Genomic DNA, 14274 nt, shown 5'->3' with positions numbered 1-14274 from the left:
CCCGTGCCCTCTCCCGCCCGCAGCACCCCCAGCATCTCCCGCAACTCCGTGAGTGCCTGCCGCCCCATGTCCCCCACCAGCGCCGCGTTCTTCACGGCCTTCTCCGGGTCCTTGCGCGCCACCGCCTGCAACGCCGCCGCGTGCACCACCATCAGACTCACCCGGTGCGCCACGACGTCATGCATCTCCCGGGCGATCCGCGTCCGCTCCTCGTTCCGCGCCCACTCGGCCCGCTCCTCGGCCCGCTCGGCGAGCAACTGAAGCTCCCGCTCCAGACTGTCCGCCCGCTCCCGCAGGCTCTCCATCAGCCGGCGGCGCGCGCCCACGTACAACCCGAGCAGCACCGGCGGCGCCGTCAGCCCCAGGGACGTGGTGATGGAGGCGAACGGGACGAACCAGTCGCCCAGGGTCAGATCGCCCCGCGCCATGTCCTGCCGGACCCGCACGAACGTCACGATCATCATGCCCAGCAGACTCATGCCGGCCAGCGCCGCGATGATCCGGCGCGGCAGCTCGCACGCCGCCAGCGTGTACAGGCCGACGATGCCCATCAGGAAACCCATCTGGGCCGGCGTGATCGCGATCGCGACCAGCACGACGGCGATCGGCCACTTCCGGCGCACCAGCAGCACCGAACCGGCGATCAGCCCGAACACGATCCCCACCGACACCGGGATCCCCGCGTCGCGCGCGAACGGGATCCCCTCCGCACCGCACTCCACCGCGGACACCAGGGCGAGACTCCCGTCGAGCACCGCACTGCGCCACCTGGCCCACCACCACGGGCCGGTCAGGGCCCTGGCGTGCTCTTCCCCCGTCGTGGTCATGCGTCCAGCCTACGGGCGCGGGGGGAGGCTTTTCCGGTGACTTTCGCCTACCCGCGCGGACCGGACCTCGTCGTCGAAGGACCTCGAAAGCCCCCGATATCCCTCGAACTGCCGATCCACATCCGTTCGATGCCGGAACGCGGTATTCCGCCCGGACGGTATGCGTATGACACATGCGACCGGCAAAAGTGGCAGGTATGAGGAGTTCGATGCGTTGCGGGAGCGAGCGATCGCCCTGCGCCGAGGGGGCCGCAGCCCGCGACGGATCCGCGACGAGCCGCAGGTCTTCGACGACGACTTCCCCGGAGAGGAGGCCTGTCGAGGGTGTCTGGTGATCAAAGTCCTGAAGGGTGCGGACTTGTACCGTCGCATCGAGGGCTGATGGTGCGGCATAGTAGGTGCCGCGGCCTCAACGGATTGATCAAATGTCCGTTTAGGCAACATATGCCATCCCCTGTGGTGTAATTGGCAACACGGGTCACTTTGGATGATTTGTTCCAGGTTCGAGTCCTGGCAGGGGAGCACACACCTTCGAGTCCTGACCGGGAAACAGCTGTCAGGGCCCGCGCTCATTTCCCCCCGATGTCCCCCCGGTATCCTGCGGCTGTCACCCCCACCCATCCAGAGCCGAAGGGCAACCCCGTGAGCGCCATTCGCCCGGCAGCCGTCGTCGTTCTCGCAGCGGGTGAGGGCACCCGTATGAAGTCGGCCACGCCGAAGGTCCTGCATCAGATCTGCGGCCGTTCCCTGGTCGGTCATGTGCTGGCCGCCGCTCGTGAGTTGGACCCGGCGAACCTGGTCGTCGTCGTGGGCCACGCCCGTGAGCAGGTCGCCGCGCACCTGACCGAGATCGACCCCGGTGTGCGCACGGCCGTGCAGGCGGAGCAGAACGGCACGGGGCACGCCGTGCGCATGGGCCTGGAGGAACTGGGCGGGTCCGTGGACGGGACCGTCGTGGTGGTGTGCGGTGACACGCCACTGCTGACGGCGGACACGCTGAAGCGGCTCGCGGGGACCCACCAGGCGGACGGCAACGCCGTGACGGTGCTGACCGCCGAGGTGCCGGACGCGACCGGTTACGGCCGGATCGTGCGGGACGAGGCGACCGGTGCCGTGACCGCGATCGTGGAGCACAAGGACGCGTCGGACGCGGAGCGGTCGATCCGGGAGATCAACAGTGGCGTGTTCGCGTTCGACGGGCCGCTGCTCGCGGACGCGCTGAAGAAGGTGCGGACGGACAACAGCCAGGGCGAGGAGTACCTGACGGACGTCCTGGGGATCCTGCGCGAGGCGGGGCACCGGGTCGGTGCGTCGGTGGCCGGGGACCACCGGGAGATCGCGGGCATCAACAACCGCGTACAGCTCGCGGAGGCGCGCCGGATCCTCAACGACCGGCTGCTGACCCGCGCGATGCTGGACGGCGTGACGGTGGTGGACCCGGCGAGTACGTGGGTGGACGTGACCGTGACGTTCGAGCAGGACTCGGTGGTGCATCCGAACACGCAGCTCTCGGGTTCGACGCACATCGGCGGTGGCGCCGAGGTGGGTCCGAACAGCCGGCTGAAGGACACCCGGGTGGGCCGGGGGGCGCGGGTGGACAACACCGTGTCGGACGGTGCCCGGGTCGGCGAGGGCGCGTCGGTGGGTCCGTACGCGTATCTGCGGCCGGGCACGCGGCTGGGGGCGAAGGCCAAGATCGGTACGTACGTGGAGACCAAGAACTCGTCGATCGGTGAGGGGACGAAGGTTCCGCACCTGTCGTACGTGGGTGACGCGACGATCGGCGACTTCACGAACATCGGTGCGGCGAGTGTGTTCGTGAACTACGACGGCGAGAGCAAGCACCACACGACCGTCGGGTCGCACTGCAAGACGGGTTCGGACAACATGTTTGTGGCTCCTGTCACGGTCGGGGACGGTGCCTACACCGCCGCCGGGTCCGTGATCACGAAGGACGTGCCGCCCGGTTCGCTGGCCGTGGCCCGCGGTCAGCAGCGGAATATCGAGGGTTGGGTGGCCCGTAAGCGTCCTGGGAGTGCGGCCGCGAAGGCGGCCGAGGCGGCGTCGCGGCAGGGCGAGCGCGAGGGCTGACCGGAAACGGGTGCGCCAAACACGGCGTACCGTGATAAGTGCACATCCGCACGAGTGCACCCTGCACCCCTACCAGCTGATACGGCCTCTCATGCCCAGCCGAGAGGTCACCTAGCAGCCGGCTGGCTGAGAACCTCTGAGGAGACAGTGCTGTGACCGGGATCAAGACGACCGGCGAGAAGAAGTTGATGTTCTTCTCCGGCCGCGCCCACCCCGAGCTTGCCGAGGAGGTCGCCCAGCAGCTGGATGTCGGGGTAGTCCCGACGAAGGCCTTCGACTTCGCCAATGGCGAGATCTACGTTCGCTACCAGGAGTCGGCGCGAGGTGCGGACTGCTTCCTGATCCAGAGCCACACGGCTCCGATCAACAAGTGGATCATGGAGCAGCTGATCATGATCGACGCGCTGAAGCGTGCGTCGGCCCGCTCCATCACGGTGATCGTGCCGTTCTACGGTTACGCGCGGCAGGACAAGAAGCACCGCGGTCGTGAACCGATCTCGGCGCGTCTGATCGCGGACCTGATGAAGACCGCGGGTGCCGACCGGATCCTGACGGTGGATCTGCACACGGACCAGATCCAGGGCTTCTTCGACGGTCCGGTGGATCACCTGTTCGCGCTGCCGCTGCTGGCGGACTACGTGGGCGGCAAGGTGGACCGGTCGAAGCTGACCGTGGTGTCGCCGGACGCGGGCCGGGTGCGGGTGGCGGACCGTTGGTGCGACCGGCTCGGTGCGCCGCTGGCGATCGTGCACAAGCGCCGGGACAAGGACGTGGCCAACCAGGTGACCGTCCACGAGGTCGTGGGCGAGGTCGAGGGCCGGGTGTGTGTGCTGGTCGACGACATGATCGACACGGGTGGCACGATCTGTGCGGCGGCGGACGCGCTGTTCGCGCACGGTGCGGAGGACGTCATCGTGACGGCGACGCACGGTGTGCTGTCGGGGCCGGCGGCGGATCGTCTGAAGAACTCGCGGGTGAGTGAGTTCGTGTTCACGAACACGCTGCCGACGCCGGGTGAGCTGGCTGCGGACATGGACAAGATCAAGGTGCTGTCGATCGCCCCGACGATCGCGAGCGCGGTGCGCGAGGTGTTCCAGGACGGCTCGGTGACCAGCCTCTTCGACGAGCAGTGAGGTTTCTGCAGGGCCCTGACGCGGGCTGACTGAAGATCCTTTTGGGTACGGCCTCCCTTGCCGAGTAGACTGCTGCAGTTGCTCGGCGAGGGAGGCCGTACTCCGTTCATGCGGGGACGGCTGTCCGTTATCGACGCGCTCTTCGTAGCAGGCCGTTCGTGGCCGGGTGACCACGTCCGTTTCTGTTTGACGAGGAGTGATCAACATGTCCGAGGTGAAGCTCACCGCCGAGACGCGCAGCGAGTTCGGCAAGGGTGCCGCCCGTCGTATCCGCCGCGACAACAAGGTTCCGGGTGTCCTGTACGGCCACGGTTCCGACCCGCTGCACCTGACCCTGCCGGGCCACGAGCTGCTGCTGGCGCTGCGTACGCCCAACGTCCTGATCTCCCTGGACATCGACGGCAAGAGCAACGAGCTGGCGATCCCGAAGTCCGTGCAGCGTGACCCGCTGAAGGGCTTCCTGGAGCACGTCGACCTGCAGCTGGTCAAGCGCGGCGAGAAGGTCACGGTCGAGGTTCCGGTGCACGCCGAGGGCGAGCTGGCCCCGGGTGGCAACCTGCTCGAGCACGTGCTGAACGCGCTGCCGGTCGAGGCCGAGGCCACGCACATCCCCGAGTCGTTCACGGTCTCCGTGGAGGGCCTGGAGGCCGGCGCCTCCGTCCTCGCCAAGGACATCGCCCTGCCGTCCGGCATCTCGCTGGCCGTCGAGGATGACACGGTCGTCCTCCAGGTCCTGCAGGCGCAGGTCGAGGAGGCCGTGGAGGGCGAGGAGACCGAGGGCGAGGAAGTCGCCGAGGCCTGATCCTCGTAGTCGTCGTTTCGCCAGCCGCTGTTCCCGTGGGGGACAGCGGCTGGCGCGTATCAAGGAGACATGGACGTGAGCACTCCCGCTGAGGGCCCCTGGCTGATCGTGGGGCTCGGTAATCCGGGGCCGGAGTACGCGATGAACCGGCACAACGTCGGGTTCATGGTGGTGGATCTGCTGGCGGAGCGGATCGGGGGGAAGTTCAAGCGGGCGGGCAAGGCGCAGGCGCAGGTGCTGGAAGGGCGGATGGGTCCGGTGGGCCCGGCCAACCGGCGGGTGATCCTGGCGAAGCCGATGTCGTTCATGAACCTGTCGGGGGGTCCGGTGAACGCGCTGCGGGACTTCTACAAGGTGCCGGTGGCGAACGTCGTGGCGGTGCACGACGAGCTGGACATCGACTACGGCACGCTGCGGCTGAAGCTGGGGGGTGGCGACAACGGCCACAACGGGCTGAAGTCGATGACCAAGGCGATGGGGGCGGAGTACCACCGGGTGCGGTTCGGGATCGGGCGTCCGCCGGGTCGTATGCAGGTGGCGGACTTCGTGCTGAAGGACTTCTCGTCGGCGGAGCGCAAGGAGCTGGACTACTTCGTGGACCGGGCGGCGGACTCGGTGGAGAGCCTGGTGTCCGAGGGCCTGGAGCGGGCGCAGAGCGCGTACAACTCCTGACATGTGGTTCGACGCGGACACCTGAGTTGACCACGCGTGGGAGTTTGGCCAATGATCCCGGCCATGCCTGCCTCTGCCAGCTCCGCCCGCCGGGCGTCCGTGTCCGCGTTGCGGTTCGGGCGGGTCGCGACGACGGGTGCCCTCGCCGCGCTGATCCTCTTCGCGGGGGTGTGGGGTTCCTGGGGGACCGCCCAGCACGTGATGCTGACCAAGGGGCGCGAGCGGGGCACGGTGCGGGTGACCGCGTGTTCGGGTGACACGTGCAGCGGGCCGTTCTCGCCGGGGTCGGCGGGGGCGCCGTCGCACGCGCGGGTGGAGCTGGGGAAGTCGGTGGCGGTGCGCCAGGGGCGGACGTACGACGTCGTCCTGAAGCCGGGCACCGGGGACGCGGTGCGTTCGGGACCTGCCGGGATCCTCTACGCCTGGCTGCCGCTGGGCGGGGCGTTGCTGCTGGCCTCGGTGGTGGTGGCCGGCGGGATGCGGCTGACACGGTTGGCGTGGGCGCTGGGTCTTTCGGGTGCGGCTCTGCTGACGTCGGCGTTCGTGGCGGTGCGGTAGTCCGGCGCGGTGAGTGCGGACGAACAGTGCCCCCGGGGTCGTACGACCCCGGGGGCACTGTTCGTCGAGGGGCGGGTCAGCCGGTGTTGCGCAGGCCGGCGGCCACGCCGTTGACGGTGAGGAGCAGGGCGCGGGAGAGCAGCGGGTCGGGTGAGACGCCGGCGGCGGCCGCGTCGCGCTGGCGCTTGAGCAGGGTGACCTGGAGGTAGGAGATGGGGTCCAGGTAGGCGTCGCGGATGCTGAAGGTCTGCTTGAGGACGGGCTGGGCGGCGAGGAGTTCCTGTTCGCCGGTGACCCGGAGGACCTCGCGGACGGTCAGTTCGTGTTCGGCCCTGATGGTGTCGAAGACGTGCTTGAGCTCGTCGGGGACGAGGGTGTCGACGTAGTGCTGGGCGATGCGCAGGTCGGTCTTGGCGAGGGTCATCTCGACGTTGGAGATGAAGTTGCGGAAGAAGTGCCACTGTTCGTGCATCTCGCCGAGCACGGTGTCCAGACCGGTTTCCCGCAGTGCCTTGAGGCCGGAGCCGACGCCGAACCAGCCGGGCACGATCTGCCGGGACTGGGTCCAGCCGAACACCCACGGGATGGCGCGCAGACCGTCGAGCGAGACACCCGAGCCGGGGCGGCGGGAGGGCCGCGAGCCCAGGTGCAGCTCGGCGAGCTGGTCGACGGGCGTGGAGGCGAGGAAGTACGTCGGCAGGTCGGGGTCCTCGACGAGCCGCCGGTAGGCGGCGTGGGCGGCGTCGGAGACGACGTCCATGGCCGCGTCCCAGCGGGCGAGCGCCTCGTCGGACTGGCGGGGCGCGGTGTGCAGGGCGGACGCCTGGAGGGTGGCGGCGACCGTCAGCTCCAGGTTCTCCCGGGCGAGGGAGGGGATCAGGTACTTGTCGGAGATGACCTCGCCCTGCTCGGTCACCTTGATCTCGCCCTCCAGGGTGCCCCAGGGCTGGGCGAGGATCGCGTCGTGCGAGGGGCCGCCGCCGCGGCCGACGGTGCCGCCGCGGCCGTGGAACAGGCGCAGCCGGACGCCGTAGCGGTGGGCGACGTCGCGCAGCCGGCGCTGGGCGCGGTGGATCTCCCACTGGCTGGTGGTGATGCCGCCGAACTTGGAGGAGTCGGAGTAGCCGAGCATGACCTCCTGGACGTCGCCACGCAGCGCGACGAGGCGCCGGTAGGACGGGTCGGAGAGCATGTCCTCCAGGATGGTGTCGGCGGCGCGCAGCTCGTCGGTGGTCTCCAGGAGGGGCACGATGCCGATCTTGGCCCAGCCGGCGTGGAGGTCGAGGAGTCCGGCCTCGCGGGCGAGGACGGCGGCGGCGAAGACGTCGTCGGCGCCCTGGCACATGGAGATGATGTAGGACTCGATGACTTCGGGGCCGAAGACCGCGAGGGCCTTCTTGACGGTCTCGAAGACGCCGAGGGTCTTCTGGCCGGCCGCGTCGACGGGGGCGGGGCTGGGGGCGAGGGGCCGGCGGGAGCGCAGTTCCTTGGCGAGGAGCTTGGCGCGGTAGTCGCGGGGCATGTCGGCGTAGCGCCAGGACTCCTCGCCCAGGCGGTCGAAGAGCTGGCCGAGGGCGTGGTGGTGGGCGTCGGCGTGTTCGCGGACGTCCATGGTGGCGAGCTGGAGGCCGAAGGCGGCGAGGGTGCGGATGGTGCGGTTGAGGCGGCCGTCGGCGAAGAGGGCGCCCCGGTGTTCCCGCAGGGAGGCCTGGATGATCCGCAGGTCGGCGAGGAGCTCGCCGGTGCCGAGGTAGTCGCGGCCCTCTTCGTGGGCGATGCCCTTGGCGAGGCGCTGCTTGGTGTTCTCGAGCTTCTGGCGGATGCAGGTGGCCTTGAGCCGGTAGGGCTCCTCGGCGTTGAGGCGCTTGTAGCGGGGGCTGATCTCGGGGAGCCGTTCCAGGTCGGCGTCGAGGGAGTCGAGGAGTTCCTGGGTGGCGCCGGCGTAGCGGATGGAGTTGGAGAGCAGTCCGCGCAGTTCGTCGATCATCTCCAGGGCGTCGTTGATGCCGTGCTCGTGCTGGAGGATGAGGACGTCCCAGGTGACCTGGGGGGTGACGTTGGGGTTGCCGTCGCGGTCGCCGCCGATCCAGGTGCCGAAGGTGAGGGGGCGGGCGTGGTCGGGGAGCTTGACCCCGACGCGTTCGAGTTCGGCGGTGAGGTCCTCGAGGACGTCGCCGACGGCGTCGGCGTGCAGTTCGTCGAGGTAGTAGATGGCGTTGCGGGCCTCGTCGGCGGGCTCGGGGCGGACGACGCGGAGTTCGTCGGTCTGCCAGACGAGGTCGATGTTCTCCGCGAGGCGGACGTCGTGGCGGCGGCGGTCGGAGTCGAGGACGGGGGTGTCCAGGAGGGCGGCGACGCGGCGGAGCTTGTTGAGGACCGAGCGGCGTGCGGCTTCGGTGGGGTGCGCGGTGAAGACGGGGCGCACGTTGAGGTGCTCGACGGTCTGCCGCAGGTGCTCGGGATCGGCGTCCTTGAGGCGGTCGGCCGTGCGGGCGATGAGACCGCCTTCGGCGGCGCGCCTGGCGCGCAGTTCCCGGCCGCGGTGCACCTGTTCCGTGACGTTGGCCAGGTGGAAGTAGGTGGAGAAGGCGCGGACCAGCTTGGCCGCGGTGTCCAGTTCGATGCCGCGCAGCAGCTCGGCGGCGGCCTCGCCGTCCTCGCGGGTGAGGCGGCGGACCTTCTCGACCAGGTCGAGGAGCTCGGGTCCTTCCTGGCGCACGAGGGTCTCGCCCAGGAGGTCACCCAATCGCCGGATGTCGGCGCGCAGCTCGGTGCTGGTCGTGGTGGTCTGGTCGTCGGCACTGCTCACAGGTGCGGCTCCTTGCAGTGTTGAAGCTCGTCCGGGAGGGAACCCGGGGCATCCGACCACCGGCGGCTGGTGCCGCTTACGGGCCGGATGATCCGGGAAGGAATCAGAGCGGACCGCGCTGTCCGACCGACTCCAAGGATAGGTGTCCATGGAGACGCGCAGGCTCTCGGGCTCTTGCCGCCGAGCGGCGCGCTGCCATACTTACGTCGCCGTAGGTTACGGAACCGTAGGGAATGCACCGCTTCGCGTCGCATCCGGCTCCGGTGGCCCCGGTATCTGTCTCTACCCTCGACCCCACAGGGGACGCGCATGACGTCAAGTTCCGATGTGATCGACGAAGCCCGTTCGGCCAACGACACCTCCACCCCTTCCGCCACGCTGGGCGGCGAGCAGAAGCGTTCGATCGAGCAGATCACGCTGCTCCTGTTCATCACCGTGCCGTTCCTGGCGCTGGTGGCGGCCGTGCCGCTGGCCTGGGGCTGGGGGGTGAGCTGGCTCGATCTGAGCCTGCTGGTGTTCTTCTACTTCCTGGGGTGCCACGGCATCACGATCGGTTTCCACCGGTACTTCACCCATGGTTCGTTCAAGGCGAAGCGGCCGTTGCGGATCGCTCTGGCGATCATGGGGTCGCTGGCGGTCGAGGGCCCGCTGGTGCGCTGGGTGGCGGATCACCGCAGGCACCACAAGTTCTCCGACGCGGAGGGCGATCCGCATTCGCCGTGGCGGTTCGGGGAGACGGTGCCCGCGCTGCTGAAGGGCCTGTGGTGGGCGCACATCGCGTGGATGTTCGACGAGGAGCAGACGCCGCAGGAGAAGTACGCGCCGGATCTGATCAAGGACGGTGCGATCCGGGCGATCTCCCGGCAGTTCGTGCTCTGGACGCTCGTGTCGCTGCTGCTGCCTCCGCTGATCGGCGGGCTGGTCACGATGTCGTGGTGGGGCGCGTTCACCGCCTTCTTCTGGGGCTCACTCGTCCGGGTGGCGCTACTGCACCATGTGACGTGGTCGATCAACTCGATCTGTCACGCGGTGGGCAAGCGGCCGTTCAAGTCGCGGGACCGTTCGGGCAACGTGTGGTGGCTGGCGGTGCTGTCGTGCGGGGAGTCCTGGCACAACCTGCACCACGCGGACCCGACGTCGGCCCGGCACGGGGTGATGCGCGGGCAGATCGACTCCTCGGCGCGTTTCATCCGCTGGTTCGAGCGGCTCGGCTGGGCGTACGACGTGCGCTGGCCGTCACGCTCGCGTATCGATTCGCGGCGTAACACCGGGGAAGACGGTTTCCGACGCCGGAAGGGGACCGCCGAAGCGGCATGATTGACGCCGTGGCGACCGATCCCAGCAGCAATTCCGGAAATGACAAGCAGCGGCGGACCCGCCGGACGCGTATGACCGGTGCGGAGCGACGCCAGCAGCTGCTGGAGATCGGTCGCACGCTTTTCGCGGCGAAGGGCTTCGAGGGCACGTCGGTGGAGGAGATCGCGGCGAAGGCCGGGGTGTCCAAGCCGGTGGTGTACGAGCACTTCGGCGGCAAGGAGGGCCTGTACGCGGTGGTGGTGGACCGCGAGATGCGGCGGCTGCTGGACATGGTGACCGGTTCGCTGACCGCGGGCCATCCGCGTGAGCTGTGCGAGCAGGCGGCCTTCGCGCTGCTGGACTACATCGAGGAGTACACGGACGGTTTCCGCATCCTGGTGCGGGACTCCCCGATCCCTCAGTCGACGGGGACGTTCGCCTCGCTGATCTCCGACATCGCCACCCAGGTGGAGGACATCCTGGGGCGTGAGTTCAAGAGCCGTGGTTTCGACCCGAAGCTGGCCCCGCTGTACGCGCAGGCCCTGGTGGGCATGGTCGCGCTGACGGGGCAGTGGTGGCTGGACGTGCGCCGGCCGAGGAAGGCCGAGGTCGCCGCGCATCTGGTGAACCTGGCGTGGCACGGTCTGGACGGGCTGGAGCAGAAGCCGCGCCTGATCGGGCACCGCAAGAGCTGAGGTCAGTACGGCTGGAGGAACTCCAGCCGGTTGCCGACGGGGTCCTCGGAGTAGCAGCGGCGGTGGCCGGGCAGGTCGTCGTCCCAGGTCACCGGGGCGCCGTGGGCGGTGAGTCGGGCGGCCAGGTCGTCGATGCCGGTCACCCGCAGCCCGGGGTGGGCCTTCCTCGCGGGCCGGAAGTCCTCTTCGACACCCAGGTGGAGCTGTACGGCTCCGGCCCGGAACCAGCATCCGCCGCGGCGCGCGAGCGCGGGCGGCTTGGGGATCTCGGTCATGCCGAGGACGCCGGCGTAGTACGCGCGCAGCGCGTCCTCCGTCCCGGGTGGTGCGGCGAGCTGCACATGGTCGACGGCGGCGAACATGCTCACGCCTCCTTGGTGGCGACGGCGAACAGCCGGCGGAACGGCATCACGGTGCCGTAGGGGGCGCTCGGGTAGGCCCGGCGCAGCAGATCCCGGTATTCGGTGACGAAGGCGTCGCGGGCCTCGGGGTCGTCGGCGAGCGCGGTGAGGGCGGGCCGCAGGCCGGTGCCCTTGACCCAGTCGAGGACGGCGTCCGGTCCCTCGAGGACGTGCAGGTACGTCGTCTGCCACACGTCGGTGGCGCAGCCGAGGCGGGCGAGACGGTCCAGGTAGACGTCGGGTGTGTGCACGGAGTCGGTGCGGCGCAGTACGTCGCCGAGGAGGGACTGCCAGCGGGGGGTGGCGGCGAGCTCGCGCATGAGGGCGTGCAGCGGGGCGTCGATGTTGTCGGGGACCTGGAAGGCGAAGGTGCCGCCGGGACGCAGTCCGGCGATCCAGTCGGCGAAGCGGTCGGCGTGGCCGGGGACCCACTGCAGGGTGGCGTTGGAGACGATCAGGTCGTACGGCTCGGCAGGGGTCCAGGTGGTGACGTCGGCGTGGGCGAAGTCGAGGTGGCCGCCGCCGGGGGTGGGGCCCTCGTGTTCGGTGTGGGCGCGGTCGAGCATCGCAGGTGAGTTGTCGTGGCCGGTGACGTGGGCGGTGGGCCAGCGTTCGGTGAGCAGGACGGTGACGTTGCCGGGGCCGCAGCCGAGGTCGGCGATGCGGGGACGGTCGGTGGGCAGGTCGGGGACACGGGCGAGGAGATCGGTGAAGGGGCGGGTGCGGTGGCCGGCGTGGCGGAGGTACTGGGCGGGGTCCCAGGCGGGGTTGGCGTGTGTCATGGGGTCCACTCTCCCCGGGCATTTATCTCGATGTCAAGAGACTTGAGATCAAGAGACTTCATGTCGACACAACCACTACACTGATCCCCATGGAGGACGAGGTCGATCGGCTGGTCGCAGCGTGGCGCCGGGAGCGCCCGGACCTCGACGTGGAGCCGCTGGAGGTGCTCAGCCGGGTGAGCAGGCTGGCCCGGCACCTGGACCGCGCGCGGCGGCTCGCCTTCGCCGAGCACCAGCTCGAGCCCTGGGAGTTCGACGTGCTGACCGCGCTGCGGCGCGCGGGGACGCCGTACCAGCTCTCGCCCGGGCAGCTGCTCACCCAGACGCTGGTCACCTCGGGCACGATGACCAACCGGATCGACCGGCTCACCAAGAAGGGCCTGGTCGAGCGGCTGCCCGATCCCAGCGACCGGCGGGGTGTGCTGGTCCGGCTGACCGAGACCGGCCAGGAACGCGCGGACCAGGCGCTGGCGGGCCTGCTGGACCAGGAGCGGGCGATCCTCGCCGAGCTGTCCCGCGCCCAGCGCGCCGAACTGGCGGCCCTGCTACGCCAGCTGACCGCCCCGTTCGACAACATCCCCGGTTAGGTCGGCCGGACCCACGCCCGCCCGGCGCGCGAGCGCCACGGCGGCCAGGGTCGAGTGCACGCCCAGCTTGCCGAGGACGTTCTGCATGTGGGTGCGCACGGTGTGCGGGGAGAGGAACAGCCGCTCGGCGACGGCCTTGCGGCCGAGGCCCGCGACCATGCAGCGCAGCACTTCCCGCTCGCGCGGGGTCAGCGACTCCACCAGCCGCTCGCTCTCGGTGCGGTGCTTGCGCGCGGCCGTCAGCTCCTTGAGGACGCCGGTGAGCAGGGCGGGCGGCAGATGCGTCTCGTCGCGCAGCACGCCCCGGATCACCGTCAGCAGCCGGGACAGCGAACTGTCCTTGGCGACCCAGCCGGAGGCGCCGGCCCCCAGCGCGAGGGCCGCGCGGCGGGGATCGTCCTTCTCGGCGATGACCACCGTGCGCACCGAGGGCTGGGCCGAGCGGACGCCGGCGACCAGGGAGATCCCGTCCACCAGGCCCTCCTCGTTGCCCTCCCGCACGGGGACGGCCGGGCGGGCGCCAGGCAGGTTGCCGCCGAGGTCGGCGTCGACGAGCAGGACGTCGTAGCGGCGGCCCTCGGTGGCCGCGCGCTCCAGACAGCGCAGCGCGGCCGGGCCGCTGCCCGCGGCGGAGACGTCGACGTCGGGCTCCGCGGCCAGTGCCGCGGCGAGCGACTCGGCGAAGATGCGGTGGTCGTCGACGACCAGGACTCGGATGCGAACCACGAAACCCCCTTCCCCGGGCTCCTAGTGGAGCAGGGGATAGCCAAGGTCCGGAGAACGACGACGCGCGCGGACACGACACCCGCGGAAGGAACGCCCGACCGCGCACGGCCGCCGCCGTTTGCGGAAACTGCTACCCCCACCGCGGGCGCCGTACCCGCTTGTCTCGCCCCCTGATCTGCACCGGCCCCCACCGGTGCTGCTCATCAGAGTACGGATGGCGGCAGGGAGCGGAAGGCGATTTACAGAACTGGCCGTCCGGCACGTTTATGGTGTGCCGCATGTTTCGTATTGAGGCGGAAGTCGACAAAGGCCGACGTGATCTGCTCCGCTCGCGGCTGCGGGACACCAACACGGCGGCGTCCCCCGTCCTGGCGGCCCTGCGCGGCACACCCGGCGAACGCGAAGTCCCCCTCCACGTCTGGGCGCTCGACCCCGCCGGCGATCTGGCCGGCGGTCTGGTCGGCCACACCTGGACGACCTGGCTGCACGTCACCTACCTGTGGGTCGACGCCCGACACCGCGGGGCGGGCCTGGGCGGCCACCTGCTCGCCCGCGCCGAACGCATCGCCCGCACGGACCGCGGCTGCACGGCGTCCCGCCTGGAGACCTGGGACTTCCAGGCCCCGTCCTTCTACACCAGGCAGGGCTACGACGTGGTCTGCGTGATCCCCGACTATCCCCCCGGAATCACGGAGTACACGCTGACGAAGCGGCTGGCCTGACCGGCGCTCACTCCTCCGGCGGGGAGGACGACGGAGGGGGCGAGGGCAGCGGCGGAGGCGGAGCGGGTGCCGGCGGGTAGGCCGGCCGGGGCGGGATCCTGCGCCGCGGCGGCCCCACCGGCGGTGGCGGCTGAGGCTCCAACGACCGCCGGGGCCGCGGCTGGGGTGGGCGG

15 protein-coding genes and 1 tRNA gene are annotated in these 14274 nt (G+C 70.1%); 11 read left to right on the top strand and 5 right to left on the bottom strand.

Going from position 1 to position 14274, the window contains the following annotated elements:
* The coding region (locus tag V7E45_RS31550; RefSeq protein WP_333777646.1) for a sensor histidine kinase at nucleotides 1–827 on the bottom strand (827 nt) is incomplete at its 3' end.
* Between the two features lie 166 nt (nucleotides 828–993).
* Between V7E45_RS31550 and V7E45_RS31545 the strand changes: the two genes are divergently transcribed.
* From V7E45_RS31545 to V7E45_RS31515, 7 genes are all read left to right on the top strand, one after another.
* Nucleotides 994–1209 carry a hypothetical protein gene (locus tag V7E45_RS31545; RefSeq protein ID WP_333777645.1) on the top strand — a complete coding sequence of 72 codons (216 nt, stop codon included), beginning with the start codon at nucleotides 994–996 and terminating at the stop codon, nucleotides 1207–1209.
* Nucleotides 1210–1277: 68 nt separating this feature from the next.
* Nucleotides 1278–1349: transfer RNA gene (locus V7E45_RS31540), tRNA-Gln, on the top strand.
* A gap of 120 nt (nucleotides 1350–1469) precedes the next feature.
* Entirely contained in the window at nucleotides 1470–2918 is a 1449-nt protein-coding gene (glmU, locus tag V7E45_RS31535; RefSeq protein WP_333777644.1) for a bifunctional UDP-N-acetylglucosamine diphosphorylase/glucosamine-1-phosphate N-acetyltransferase GlmU, read from the top strand.
* Between the two features lie 152 nt (nucleotides 2919–3070).
* Entirely contained in the window at nucleotides 3071–4051 is a 981-nt protein-coding gene (locus tag V7E45_RS31530) for a ribose-phosphate diphosphokinase (protein WP_319148089.1), read from the top strand.
* A 205-nt stretch (nucleotides 4052–4256) separates the two neighbouring features.
* A complete protein-coding gene (locus V7E45_RS31525) occupies nucleotides 4257–4853 on the top strand; it encodes a 50S ribosomal protein L25/general stress protein Ctc (RefSeq protein WP_333777643.1) in 597 nt (198 codons plus the stop codon).
* A 69-nt stretch (nucleotides 4854–4922) separates the two neighbouring features.
* Nucleotides 4923–5525, top strand: a complete 603-nt coding sequence (gene pth, locus V7E45_RS31520; protein WP_333777642.1) for an aminoacyl-tRNA hydrolase — start codon at nucleotides 4923–4925, stop codon at nucleotides 5523–5525.
* 51 nt (nucleotides 5526–5576) lie between these two features.
* Nucleotides 5577–6083: a hypothetical protein gene (locus V7E45_RS31515; protein ID WP_333777641.1), complete on the top strand. Its 507-nt coding sequence runs from the start codon at nucleotides 5577–5579 to the stop codon at nucleotides 6081–6083.
* Between the two features lie 76 nt (nucleotides 6084–6159).
* Here V7E45_RS31515 and ppc read toward each other — a convergent pair whose 3' ends face one another.
* Nucleotides 6160–8892 carry a phosphoenolpyruvate carboxylase gene (gene ppc, locus V7E45_RS31510; RefSeq protein WP_333777640.1) on the bottom strand — a complete coding sequence of 911 codons (2733 nt, stop codon included), beginning with the start codon at nucleotides 8890–8892 and terminating at the stop codon, nucleotides 6160–6162.
* 309 nt (nucleotides 8893–9201) lie between these two features.
* Here ppc and V7E45_RS31505 point away from each other — a divergent pair, with 309 nt between their 5' ends.
* Together V7E45_RS31505 and V7E45_RS31500 are read left to right on the top strand one after the other, a co-directional pair.
* Nucleotides 9202–10209, top strand: a complete 1008-nt coding sequence (locus V7E45_RS31505) for an acyl-CoA desaturase (RefSeq protein ID WP_333777639.1) — start codon at nucleotides 9202–9204, stop codon at nucleotides 10207–10209.
* Nucleotides 10206–10883 carry a TetR/AcrR family transcriptional regulator gene (locus tag V7E45_RS31500; protein WP_333777638.1) on the top strand — a complete coding sequence of 226 codons (678 nt, stop codon included), beginning with the start codon at nucleotides 10206–10208 and terminating at the stop codon, nucleotides 10881–10883. Before V7E45_RS31505 ends, V7E45_RS31500 begins: the two co-directional genes overlap by 4 nt.
* A 2-nt stretch (nucleotides 10884–10885) precedes the next feature.
* Here V7E45_RS31500 and V7E45_RS31495 read toward each other — a convergent pair whose 3' ends face one another.
* A complete protein-coding gene (locus V7E45_RS31495) occupies nucleotides 10886–11245 on the bottom strand; it encodes a VOC family protein (protein WP_333777647.1) in 360 nt (119 codons plus the stop codon).
* Nucleotides 11246–11247: 2 nt separating this feature from the next.
* Nucleotides 11248–12066 (bottom strand): trans-aconitate 2-methyltransferase, encoded by an 819-nt coding sequence (locus V7E45_RS31490; protein ID WP_333777637.1) that lies wholly within the window; start codon nucleotides 12064–12066, stop codon nucleotides 11248–11250.
* Between the two features lie 89 nt (nucleotides 12067–12155).
* On the opposite strand from V7E45_RS31490, the gene V7E45_RS31485 reads away from it, so the two are divergent.
* Nucleotides 12156–12653 carry a MarR family winged helix-turn-helix transcriptional regulator gene (locus tag V7E45_RS31485; RefSeq protein ID WP_333777636.1) on the top strand — a complete coding sequence of 166 codons (498 nt, stop codon included), beginning with the start codon at nucleotides 12156–12158 and terminating at the stop codon, nucleotides 12651–12653.
* On the opposite strand, the gene V7E45_RS31480 is transcribed toward V7E45_RS31485, so the two are convergent.
* Nucleotides 12612–13379, bottom strand: coding sequence for a response regulator transcription factor (locus V7E45_RS31480; protein WP_333777635.1), 768 nt, complete (start codon nucleotides 13377–13379; stop codon nucleotides 12612–12614). The two genes, V7E45_RS31485 and V7E45_RS31480, sit on opposite strands and share 42 nt — an antisense overlap.
* 266 nt (nucleotides 13380–13645) lie before the next feature.
* On the opposite strand from V7E45_RS31480, the gene V7E45_RS31475 reads away from it, so the two are divergent.
* Complete coding sequence (locus V7E45_RS31475; protein WP_333777634.1) at nucleotides 13646–14101, top strand: GNAT family N-acetyltransferase; 456 nt, start codon at nucleotides 13646–13648, stop codon at nucleotides 14099–14101.
* The last annotated feature ends 173 nt before the right edge of the window (nucleotides 14102–14274 follow it).

Origin of the sequence: Streptomyces sp. IBSBF 3136, from assembly GCF_036815105.1 — a bacterium.
GTDB lineage: Bacteria > Actinomycetota > Actinomycetes > Streptomycetales > Streptomycetaceae > Streptomyces.
This window is presented reverse-complemented; position numbering and strand designations above follow the sequence as displayed.

Coding starts and splice junctions, on each gene's coding strand:
- V7E45_RS31490 (WP_333777637.1), bottom strand. CDS start 12,066: ATGACACACGCCAACCCCGCCTGGGACCCCGCCCAGTACCTCCGCCAC.
- V7E45_RS31545 (WP_333777645.1), top strand. CDS start 994: ATGACACATGCGACCGGCAAAAGTGGCAGGTATGAGGAGTTCGATGCG.
- V7E45_RS31475 (WP_333777634.1), top strand. CDS start 13,646: ATGGTGTGCCGCATGTTTCGTATTGAGGCGGAAGTCGACAAAGGCCGA.
- V7E45_RS31500 (WP_333777638.1), top strand. CDS start 10,206: ATGATTGACGCCGTGGCGACCGATCCCAGCAGCAATTCCGGAAATGAC.
- V7E45_RS31485 (WP_333777636.1), top strand. CDS start 12,156: ATGGAGGACGAGGTCGATCGGCTGGTCGCAGCGTGGCGCCGGGAGCGC.
- V7E45_RS31515 (WP_333777641.1), top strand. CDS start 5,577: ATGATCCCGGCCATGCCTGCCTCTGCCAGCTCCGCCCGCCGGGCGTCC.
- V7E45_RS31525 (WP_333777643.1), top strand. CDS start 4,257: ATGTCCGAGGTGAAGCTCACCGCCGAGACGCGCAGCGAGTTCGGCAAG.
- V7E45_RS31505 (WP_333777639.1), top strand. CDS start 9,202: ATGACGTCAAGTTCCGATGTGATCGACGAAGCCCGTTCGGCCAACGAC.
- pth (WP_333777642.1), top strand. CDS start 4,923: ATGGACGTGAGCACTCCCGCTGAGGGCCCCTGGCTGATCGTGGGGCTC.
- V7E45_RS31495 (WP_333777647.1), bottom strand. CDS start 11,245: ATGTTCGCCGCCGTCGACCATGTGCAGCTCGCCGCACCACCCGGGACG.